We start from the raw sequence: 9,795 nt of genomic DNA, 5'->3' as shown, positions 1-9,795 counted from the left end.
ATAATCCAGGGTTATGTTGGAAAAAACGCTCGCAAAAATAGAAGTTTGAAAAATTTAAGCGATTGATTGTATCTGAAAACGGTAGATTGCCAAGCCATTAAAATAGCCCTCGCTTGGAAGGGGCTATTGATGCTCCGCTGAGGATTGGGGCTTTGGTGGCCGAGGCTTTTCGCGGTCCCCTACCTCCGCAAAATCTTCACCAGCTCCCCGTGCACGTACTCATTCCCGCACACGACGTGCCCTGTCACCAGCGGATCCCCCGGCGTGGCGATATCGGTCACGGTCCCGCCGGCTTCGCGCACCATCAGCATGCCGGCGGCGATGTCCCAGGATTGCAGGTCGCGCTCCCAGTAGCCGTCGAGGCGCCCTGCCGCGACGAAGGCCAAGTCTAACGAGGCGGCGCCGAAGCGGCGGAGGCCTGCGACGCGGTCCTGGATCGCGGTCATCTCGCGGCGGAATTCCTCGTGGTCGCCGCGGCCGATATGGGGCAGGCCGCAGGCCACCACGCATTCGTTGAGCTGGCGGCGGCCGGCGACGCGCAGGCGCTGGTCGTTGAGGAAGGCACCCTTGCCGCGCTCGGCGATGTAGAGCTCGTCATTGGCGGGATTGTAGATCACGCCTGCGATCACCGTGCCCTCGCGCACGAGGCCGATCGAGATCGCGAATTGCGGGATGCCGTGCAGGAAGTTGGTGGTGCCGTCGAGCGGATCGACGATCCAGGTGTGGCTCTTGTCGGTACCTTCGCGCGTGCCGCCTTCCTCGCCGATGAAGCCGTAGCCGGGGCGGGCCTTGGCGAGATCCTGATACACGATCTCCTCGGCGCGCTTGTCGGCGAGCGAGACGAAATTCGCCGGCCCCTTCAGCGAGACCTGGAGATGCTCGATCTCGCCGAGATCGCGCTTGAGGCTGCGGCCGGCGCGGCGCGCGGCCTTGACCATGACGTTGATAGTGGCGGAATACAGCATGTGCTCTAGGTCTTGATCGGGGGAATTGGCGCAGAAACACGCCTGTTTGAGGGACTGGGTGCCCCGTGAGGGGCCCCGCGTCAAGTTATTTGCTCCCGAGCCATTTCCTGGCGGCTGCCTCCGCCTTGGCCCGGTCGTCGGGCGGCAGGTCGGACAATTGCTTGTCGAGCTCCGGATCGCCCTTGCCGGCGGTCTTGGCCACCAGGTGCCATTTGAAGCCCTCGACCTTGTCCATGGGCGTGCCGGCGCCGTTGATCAGCACCCAGGCCAGCCGGTTCTGCGCGATCGCGCTGCCCTGGCGGGAGGCCTTGCGGAGCAGGGCGACCGCGGCCGGCTGGTTCTTCGGCGTGCCGGTGCCGTTGAACATGGCGATGGCATATTCGACCTCGGCGTCGACATTGTCGGCGAGCGAGGCCGCCTGCAGCAGCCGCACGGCGCGTTCCGGATCCTTCGCCACGCCGGTGCCTTCCTTGTAGAAGGTCGCGAGCGCGTATTGCGCCTCGGGCAGGCCGGCATCGGCGGCCTGGCGCAGCAGCTCGGCGGAACGCCTGACGTCCTGCGGCAGGGTCTGGCCGTCCAGATAGAGCAGAGCGAGGTTATAGGCCGCCTTGGGCTCGCCGAGCTTGGCGGCGGACGCCATCAGCTTGACCGCCTCGCCCTTGTCGACCGCGCCGCCGCGGCCGGAGATGCGCAGCATCGCGAGCGCGAACATCGCCTCGCGGTCGCCGGCGTCGGCCGCGCGCTTGTACCATTCGGCCGCCTTGGCGTAGTCGCGGCGGATGCCCATGGCGTTGGAATAGAGCTCGCCCAGCATGGTCATGGCCTTGGGGTCGCCGGCCTGCGCACGGGCGGTGGCAAGCTCGAACGCCGTCTTGTACTGGCCGCGTTGATAGGCCCCGTACACCAGATCAGCGTTGGAATTGTCCGTCGGCGGTGCCGGGATCACGGTCGCGGCCGGTTTGGGCGAGGCAGACGGCTTGGGCGAAGGGGATGCCTTGGGCGAGGCCGAAGGCTTCGGCGCCGGAGCTGCTTCCTTCTTGGCGGGCGGCTTGGGCTTTGGCTTCTCGGGCGTCGCGCTCGGGATCGTCGCCGGCGGCGTGATCTGGAGCTGCGCGGCCGCAGGCCCTGTGAGCAGCAGCGTGGCCAGAGCGGTGATGCAGGGGAGCTTCATGTCGGGCGCTAACCGGGCTCGCTGCCCGCGGGATCTGGATCAGCCGTCGCCGTCGCATGGGCCTTCTTGATCGCAGCATCGACCTCGACCAGCGCCGCCTTGGGCCCGCGCGGATCGGCCCAGATGAAGTCGCCGACCAGCACGAAATCGGCGCCGCTGAGAGCGAAGTCGTGGGCTTCCTGCAGTGACATGGCAAAGCCGACGCAGGGCGGCTCGAACAGCTCGGCCCACCAGTCCAGCCGCTCCGCGATCGCCTGCGCCGAGGGGCGCTGTCCCTTCGCATCGGGCTCGCCGAACAGCAAATAATCCGCGCCCATCTCGCCCGCGTCCATGGAATGGTGCCGTGTCGTCAACCCGCCGACACCGGCGATGCGATCGGGCTTGAGCGATGGCAGCGCCTCTTTCAGCGCGGCGAGGCCGGGCAGGTGTGCACCGTCGGCGCCGCCGCGCGCCACCAGCTCGGCATGGCCCTCGACCAGCAGCGCGGCGCCCGCCTTCTGCACCGGCGGCGCCAGCGCCTTGATGCGCGAGATCATGCTGCGCTGATCGGTCTCCTTCAGGCGCAGCAGCACGGCGGCGATATCGGCGGCGGCGAGCAGGCCCGGCAGCTCGGCGACCAGAGTAGCGGGATCATCGACGACGGGCGTCGCGAGATAGAGGCGCGGCGCGGGACGCGGCGGAGGCGATTTGTTCGACAAGGTCTAGGCCGCTTTCTTTTCCAGGCTACTTTGCCATTCGCCCTTGGAGGCGAGGCCGTTCATGCGTGCACGATGGCTGAAGGCGGCTTGGCCGGCCGCGATGTTCTCAGGCCTGCCGGACCAGGCCTTCTGCGGCGCGGCCTGCAGCGCGCGGCCGTAGGAGAAGGTCAGGCCCCAGGGTAGCGGACCGAGCTTGTGCATGGCGTTGAGATGCGCGGTCGCTTCTTCATCCGACTGGCCGCCGGAGAGGAAGGCGATGCCGGGCACCGCCGCCGGCACGCAGGCCTTCAGCATCCGGATGGTCTTCTCCGCGACCTCCTCGACGGAAGCCTGCTTCACGCATTTCTTGCCCGATATCGCCATGTTCGGCTTCAGCACCATGCCTTCGAGCGCGACGCGCTGCACGCGCAATTCCTGGAACGTCTTGTTGAGCACGCGGCTCGTGACGTCATAGCAGCGGTCGATGTCGTGGTCGCCGTCCATCAGCACCTCCGGCTCGACGATCGGCACGATCTGCGCGGCCTGGCACAGTGCGGCATAGCGCGCCAGCGCATGGGCGTTGACGCTGATCGCGGTCATCGAGGGGATGCCCCGGCCGTCAGTGCCGCTGCCGATGTCGATCACCGCGCGCCATTTGGCGAAGCGCGCGCCGCGCTCGTAATATTTCTTCAGCCGCTCGGCGAGCTTGTCGAGCCCGACGGTCACCGTTTCACCCGGGCACATCGGCAGGGCCTGCGTGCCCTCGTCGACCTTGATGCCGGGAATGGCGCCGCTCTGTTCGATCAGCTTCACCAGCGGCGTGCCGTCCGCAGCATTCTGCCAGATCGTCTCGTCATAGAGGATCACGCCGGAGATATACTGGCTCATGGCCTCCTTCGACCGGAACAGCATCTCGCGATAGTCGCGGCGGTTCTCTTCAGTCGATTCCACGCCGATCGCGTCGAAGCGCTTCTTGATGGTGCCGGAGGATTCGTCGGCGGCGAGGATACCCTTGCCGGATGCGACCATGGCGGTCGCGATTCTGTTGAGCTCAGTCAGATTCATCGAGAGGTCCTCCCAAAACGATTCTGCCCTTGCCTGTGAAAATAGACCGTTCTCGGGCAATTGCCGAGTTAACGTTGGTCGCAGGGTAAAGGGGCGGGAGGTCAGGGTTGTTCGCCTCTCCCCGCTTGCGGGGAGAGGCCGGAATGCGCGCTGAAAGCGCGTATTCCGGGTGAGGGGGACTCTCCGCGGGTCCAATTGCCAGCGTCCCCGGGGAGAGTCCCCCTCACCCCAACCCTCTCTCCGCAAGCGGAGAGAGGGAGAGGATAGGGCGCAGCCAGCCTCACGCCGCCGCGCGATCGCTTACGCCACCTTCGGATCGAGCTCGCCCTTGGCGTAGCGCTTGGCCATCTCGGCGGTGGTCAGGACGCGCTTGATCTTGGAGGCATGGCCGGCGGTGTTGAACTCCTGCAGCCGCTGTTTGCACAGCTTGGTCATGGCTTCCATCGCCGGCTTCAGGTACTTGCGCGGATCGAACTCTTCCGGGCTGTCCTTCAACACCTTGCGGATCTGACCGGTCATCGCCATGCGGTTGTCGGTGTCGATGTTGATCTTGCGCACGCCGTTCTTGATGCCGCGCTGGATCTCGGCCACCGGCACGCCCCAGGTCGGCTTCATCTTGCCGCCATAGGCGTTGATGATGTCCTGGAGGTCCTGCGGCACCGACGAGGAGCCGTGCATGACCAGATGCGTGTTCGGCAGCTTGCGGTGAATCTCCTCGATCACGTTCATGGCGAGGATGTCGCCGTCGGGCTTGCGGGTGAACTTGTAGGCGCCATGCGAGGTGCCCATCGCGATCGCGAGCGCGTCGACCTTGGTCTCCTGCACGAACTTCACGGCCTCGTCCGGATTGGTCAGGAGCTGGTCGTGGCTGAGCTTGCCCTCGGCGCCGTGGCCGTCTTCCTTGTCGCCCATGCCGGTCTCGAGCGAGCCGAGCACGCCGAGCTCGCCTTCCACCGAGATGCCGCCGAGATGGGCCATGTCGGTCACGGTCTTGGTGACGCCGACATTGTAGCTCCAATCGCCGGGCGTCTTGCCGTCGGCCTTGAGCGAGCCGTCCATCATGACGGAGGTGAAGCCGGCCTGGATCGCGGTCATGCAGGTCGCGGCCTCGTTGCCGTGGTCGAGATGCACGCAGACCGGGATGTGCGGGTAGATTTCGGTGACGGCGTCCATCATGTGCTTGAGCATGATGTCGTTGGCGTAGGAGCGCGCACCTCGCGAGGCCTGGATGATGACGGGCGCGTCGACCTGGTTGGCCGCGTCCATGATCGCCAGCGCCTGCTCCATATTGTTGATGTTGAAGGCCGGTACGCCGTAATCGTTCTCCGCCGCGTGGTCGAGCAATTGACGTAACGTGATCCGAGCCATCTGTCTTGTTCTCCCGTTGGGGCCTCTCGGGCCGCTTGCTTACTTGATGCGCAGAACTTCAACGCCGGGCAGGGGCTTGCCTTCCATCCATTCGAGGAATGCGCCACCGGCGGTCGAGACATAGGTGAAGTCGCCGGCCACGTGGGCCTGGTTGAGGGCCGCGACGGTGTCGCCGCCGCCCGCGATCGAGATCAGCTTCTTGGCCTTGGTGCGCTCGGCGGCGTGCTTGGCGGCCGCCACCGTGCCACGGTCGAACGGCTGCATCTCGAACGCGCCGAGCGGCCCGTTCCAGACCAGCGTCGCCGCGTCGTCGATCGCCGCATGAACGCGGGCGATCGATTGCGGGCCGACGTCGAGGATCATGCCGTCGGCGGGGATCGCGTCGAGGCCATAGGCGTGCGACGGCGCGTTCGCCGCGAAGTGATACGCGACCGTGGCGTCGACCGGGAGGATGATGGCGCAGTTGGCGGCGTCCGCCTTCTCCATGATGCGCAGCGCGGTCGGCGCGAGGTCCTTCTCGGCCAGCGACTTGCCGACGGCGACGCCCTGGGCGTGCAGGAAGGTGTTGGCCATGCCGCCGCCGATCACGAGCGCGTCGACCTTGGTGACGAGATTTTCCAGGAGGTCGATCTTGGTCGAGACCTTTGCGCCGCCGATGATGGCGATGACGGGCTTGGTCGGCGAGCCCAGCGCCTTCTCCAGCGCATCGAGCTCGGCCTGCATGGTGCGGCCGGCATAGGCCGGCAGCTTGTGGCCGAGCCCTTCGGTCGAGGCGTGGGCGCGGTGCGCGGCCGAGAACGCGTCATTGACCCAGATGTCGCCGAGCTTTGCGAGTTCGGCGACGAAAGCGGGATCGTTCTTTTCTTCCTCTTTGTGGAAGCGGGTGTTTTCGAGGCAGAGGATGTCGCCATCGCTCAGGGCCGCGACCGCCTTGGCCGCGGGCTCACCGATGCAATCCTCGGCAAACGCGACGGGTTTCTTCACGACCTTCGACAGCGCCTCGGCGACGGGCTTCAGCGAGTCCTTGGCGTCGCGCCCCTTCGGCCGGCCGAAATGCGCGAGCAGGATGACCTTGCCGCCCTTGTCCGAGATCTCGGTGATGGTCGGCGCGACGCGCTCCAGCCGGGTCGTGTCGCTGACACGCCCATTGTCCATGGGCACGTTGAGGTCCACGCGCAGCAGCACGCGCTTGCCCTTCAATTCGACGTCGTCGAGGGTGCGGAATTTGTTGGTCATCTGTCTTGTCCCGGGCGCTGCGCAGCGCGCAAGCGGTGCGCTGCAGAACCGGGACCCACATGACAGCGAGTCCCGCGGTTGAATGGGTCCCGGCTCTGCGGAGCAGCGCCGAGGCGCTGCACCGCGTCCGGGACACGAGACCTACGTTCTCAGATCACCTTCGCAATCGCGGCGGCGGTGTCCGCCATGCGGTTCGAGAAGCCCCACTCGTTGTCGTACCAGGACATCACGCGCACCAGCGTGCCGTTCTGCACCTTGGTCTGGTCCTCGTGGAAGGTCGAGGAGTGCGGGTCGTGGTTGAAGTCGATCGAAACGTTCGGCGCGCTGGTGTAGCCGAGGATGCCCTTGAGCTGCTGCTCGCTGGCGCGCTTCATCGCCGCGTTGATCTCCTTGGCGTCGGTGGCGCGCTTGGCGACGATCTTGAGGTCGACCACCGAGACGTTCGGGGTCGGCACGCGGATCGCGACGCCGTCGAGCTTGCCCTTCAGCTCGGGCAGCACGAGGCCGATCGCCTTCGCGGCGCCCGTCGAGGTCGGGATCATCGACATCGCCGCCGCACGGCCGCGGTAGAGATCCTTGTGCATCGTGTCGAGCGTCGGCTGGTCGCCGGTATAGGCGTGGATCGTGGTCATGAAGCCGGTCTCGATGCCGACGAGATCGTTCAGCACCTTGGCGACCGGTGCGAGGCAGTTCGTGGTGCAGGAGCCGTTGGAGATGACGAGGTGATCCTTGGTCAGCGTCTCATGGTTGACGCCGTAGACGATGGTGGCATCGGCGCCGTCGGCGGGCGCGGAGACCAGCACGCGCTTGGCGCCGGCGGTCAGATGCGCGGACGCCTTGTCCTTCGAGGTGAAGATGCCGGTGCATTCCATCGCGATGTCGACGCCGAGATCCTTCCAGGGCAGCTTGGAGGGATCGCGCTCGGCGGTCACCTTGATCTTGCCGCTGCCGAGGTTGATGGAGTCGCCGTCGACGGTCACGGTGCCGGGGAAGCGGCCATGGACAGAGTCGAAACGGAGCAGATGGGCGTTGGTCTCGACCGGGCCGAGGTCGTTGATGCCGACGACCTCGATGTCCTTGCGGCCGGACTCGGCGATAGCCCGCAGGATGTTGCGGCCGATGCGGCCAAAACCGTTAATTCCAACGCGGACTGCCATGTTTCGTCTCCTTCAATGACCGTTGTCATCCCGCACAACGCGCTCTACGCGCCTGCGAGGGTTTTTTTAGGGGCGGACGCCCGGTTCGGCCGGGCGGTGCTTGATCATATGAGAGACTACGTAGTCCTTTTTTACGGCAAGCTCAACTCTCAGGAAACGCGCTTCAGCACAGCGTTAACCGCAGCCTCGGCGGTAATACCGAAGTGCTTGTAAAGCTCCTTTGCAGGGCCGCTTTCGCCGAAGGAATGCATGCCGATGAATTCGCCATCCTGGCCGATCACGGCGTCCCAGCCCCAGCGCACCGCGGCCTCGATCGCCACCTTCACCGGCGCGTTGCCGATGATCGCAGCACGCTTGGCCTCTGGTTGCGCTAACAAGAGCTCGAGCGAGGGGACCGAGACCACCCGTGTCGGAATGCCGCGCTCGGCGAGCTGTTTCTGGGCCGCGACCGCCATCTCGACCTCGGAGCCGGAGGCGAACAGCGTGGCCTTGGCTTCGCCCTGGGCTGCGACAAGCTCGTAGGCGCCGGCCGCGCAGGGATTGTCGTTCGGTGCGGTGGTACGCAGCTGCGGCAGGTTCTGGCGCGTCAGCGCCAGCACGGTCGGTCCGTCGACGCGGTTGAGCGCGAGCTCCCAGCACTCGGCGACCTCGATGGAATCGCAGGGACGGAACACGCGCATGTTGGGGATGGCACGCAGCGCGGCGAGATGCTCGACCGGCTGATGGGTCGGGCCGTCTTCGCCGAGCCCGATCGAGTCATGGGTCATGACGTAGACGACGCCGGCGCCCATCAGGGCGGCAAGGCGCATCGCAGGCCGCGCGTAGTCGGTGAACACCAGGAAGGTCGCGCCGTTCGGCGCGAAGCCGCCATGCAGGAAAATGCCGTTCATCGCGGCGGCCATGCCGTGCTCGCGAATGCCGTAATGGATGAAGCGGCCCTTCGGCGTCTTGGCCGAGAAGGCGGTCGCCGACTTCGCCTTGTTGTTGTTGGAGCCGGTGAGGTCGGCCGAGCCGGCCAAAAATTCCATCGGCATGGCGCCGGCGATGACTTCGATCACCGCTTCCGAGGATTTCCGGGTGGCCGCATTCATCGGCTTTTCCAGCAGCTCCTTCTTGTAGGCGCGCACGGCCTTCGCCAGCGACGCCGGACGCTCGTGGCGCAGGCGGCGCTCGAACTCGGCGCGCTTGCGGCTGCCGAGCTCGCCGAGCCGGGTTTCCCATTCCTGCCGTGCGGCCGCGCCGCGGCTGCCGGCAGCGCGCCAGGCCTTCAACACGTCGTCGGGCACCGAGAACGGCTCGAGCGAGATGCCGAGATTTTCCTTGGTGGCCTTGAGCTCGTCGGCCCCGAGCGCCTCGCCATGCACCTTCGAGGTGCCGGCCTTGTGCGGCGAGCCGAAGCCGATGGTGGTGCGGCAGGCGATCAGCGTCGGCTTGTTGGATTTCTTGGCGCGCGTGATGGCATCTGCAATCGCCGCCTGGTCATGGCCGTCGATCTTCTCGGCGGCCCAGCCCGCCGACTTGAAGCGCTTCACCTGGTCGACGGAATCGGCGATCGAGGTCGGGCCGTCGATCGAGATGCCGTTGTCGTCGTAGAGCACGATCAGCTTGTTGAGCTTCCAGTGGCCGGCCATCGCGATCGCTTCCTGCGAGATGCCTTCCATCAGGTCGCCGTCGGAGGCGAGCACGAAAGTGTGGTGGTCGACGATCTTCTTGCCGAACTCGGCAGCGAGCATCTTCTCGGCGAGCGCCATGCCTACCGCGGTCGAGATGCCCTGGCCGAGCGGCCCGGTCGTGGTCTCGATGCCCTTGGTGCGGAAGTTCTCTGGATGGCCCGGCGTCAGCGAGTCGACCTGCCGGAACTGCTTGATCTGGTCCAGCGTCATCTCGGCATTGCCGGTCAAATAGAGCAGCGAATAGAGCAGCATCGAGCCGTGGCCGGCCGACAGCACGAAGCGGTCGCGGTCCGGCCAGGCGGGCGCGGCGGCGTCGAATTTCAGGAACTGCGTGAACAGCACCGTGGCGATGTCGGCGGCACCCATCGGCAGGCCGGGATGGCCCGATTTCGCCTTCTCGACGGCGTCCATCGAAAGGCCGCGGATCGCGTTGGCCATACGGGTGTGATCGACCTGCGTCATGTCTGAAATCCGTCTGAAATG

General features: G+C 66.0%; 8 protein-coding genes. All 8 read right to left on the bottom strand.

The annotated features are described in order from the left end of the window. Positions 1 to 179 precede the first annotated feature (179 nt). Entirely contained in the window at positions 180 to 965 is a 786-nt protein-coding gene (locus TSA1_RS08030) for an inositol monophosphatase family protein (protein WP_100175886.1), read from the bottom strand. 85 nt (positions 966 to 1,050) lie between these two features. Continuing rightward, positions 1,051 to 2,136: a tetratricopeptide repeat protein gene (locus TSA1_RS08025; protein ID WP_100175885.1), complete on the bottom strand. Its 1,086-nt coding sequence runs from the start codon at positions 2,134 to 2,136 to the stop codon at positions 1,051 to 1,053. Between the two features lie 8 nt (positions 2,137 to 2,144). Continuing rightward, a complete protein-coding gene (locus tag TSA1_RS08020) occupies positions 2,145 to 2,834 on the bottom strand; it encodes a thiamine phosphate synthase (RefSeq protein ID WP_100175884.1) in 690 nt (229 codons plus the stop codon). A gap of 3 nt (positions 2,835 to 2,837) precedes the next feature. Further along, complete coding sequence (locus TSA1_RS08015; RefSeq protein ID WP_100175883.1) at positions 2,838 to 3,878, bottom strand: class I fructose-bisphosphate aldolase; 1,041 nt, start codon at positions 3,876 to 3,878, stop codon at positions 2,838 to 2,840. A gap of 300 nt (positions 3,879 to 4,178) precedes the next feature. Beyond that, positions 4,179 to 5,246 carry a class II fructose-bisphosphate aldolase gene (fba, locus tag TSA1_RS08010; RefSeq protein ID WP_100175882.1) on the bottom strand — a complete coding sequence of 356 codons (1,068 nt, stop codon included), beginning with the start codon at positions 5,244 to 5,246 and terminating at the stop codon, positions 4,179 to 4,181. A gap of 39 nt (positions 5,247 to 5,285) precedes the next feature. Continuing rightward, positions 5,286 to 6,482 (bottom strand): phosphoglycerate kinase, encoded by a 1,197-nt coding sequence (locus tag TSA1_RS08005; RefSeq protein ID WP_100175881.1) that lies wholly within the window; start codon positions 6,480 to 6,482, stop codon positions 5,286 to 5,288. Between the two features lie 149 nt (positions 6,483 to 6,631). After that, positions 6,632 to 7,639: a type I glyceraldehyde-3-phosphate dehydrogenase gene (gene gap, locus TSA1_RS08000; RefSeq protein ID WP_100175880.1), complete on the bottom strand. Its 1,008-nt coding sequence runs from the start codon at positions 7,637 to 7,639 to the stop codon at positions 6,632 to 6,634. Between the two features lie 149 nt (positions 7,640 to 7,788). Further along, positions 7,789 to 9,774: a transketolase gene (tkt, locus tag TSA1_RS07995; RefSeq protein ID WP_100175879.1), complete on the bottom strand. Its 1,986-nt coding sequence runs from the start codon at positions 9,772 to 9,774 to the stop codon at positions 7,789 to 7,791. Positions 9,775 to 9,795: the final 21 nt, after the last annotated feature.

The sequence above is a fragment of the Bradyrhizobium nitroreducens genome, assembly GCF_002776695.1.
Taxonomy (GTDB): domain Bacteria; phylum Pseudomonadota; class Alphaproteobacteria; order Rhizobiales; family Xanthobacteraceae; genus Bradyrhizobium; species Bradyrhizobium nitroreducens.
The sequence above is the reverse complement of the archived record's forward strand: the minus strand, read 5'-3'. Positions and strand labels throughout refer to the sequence as shown.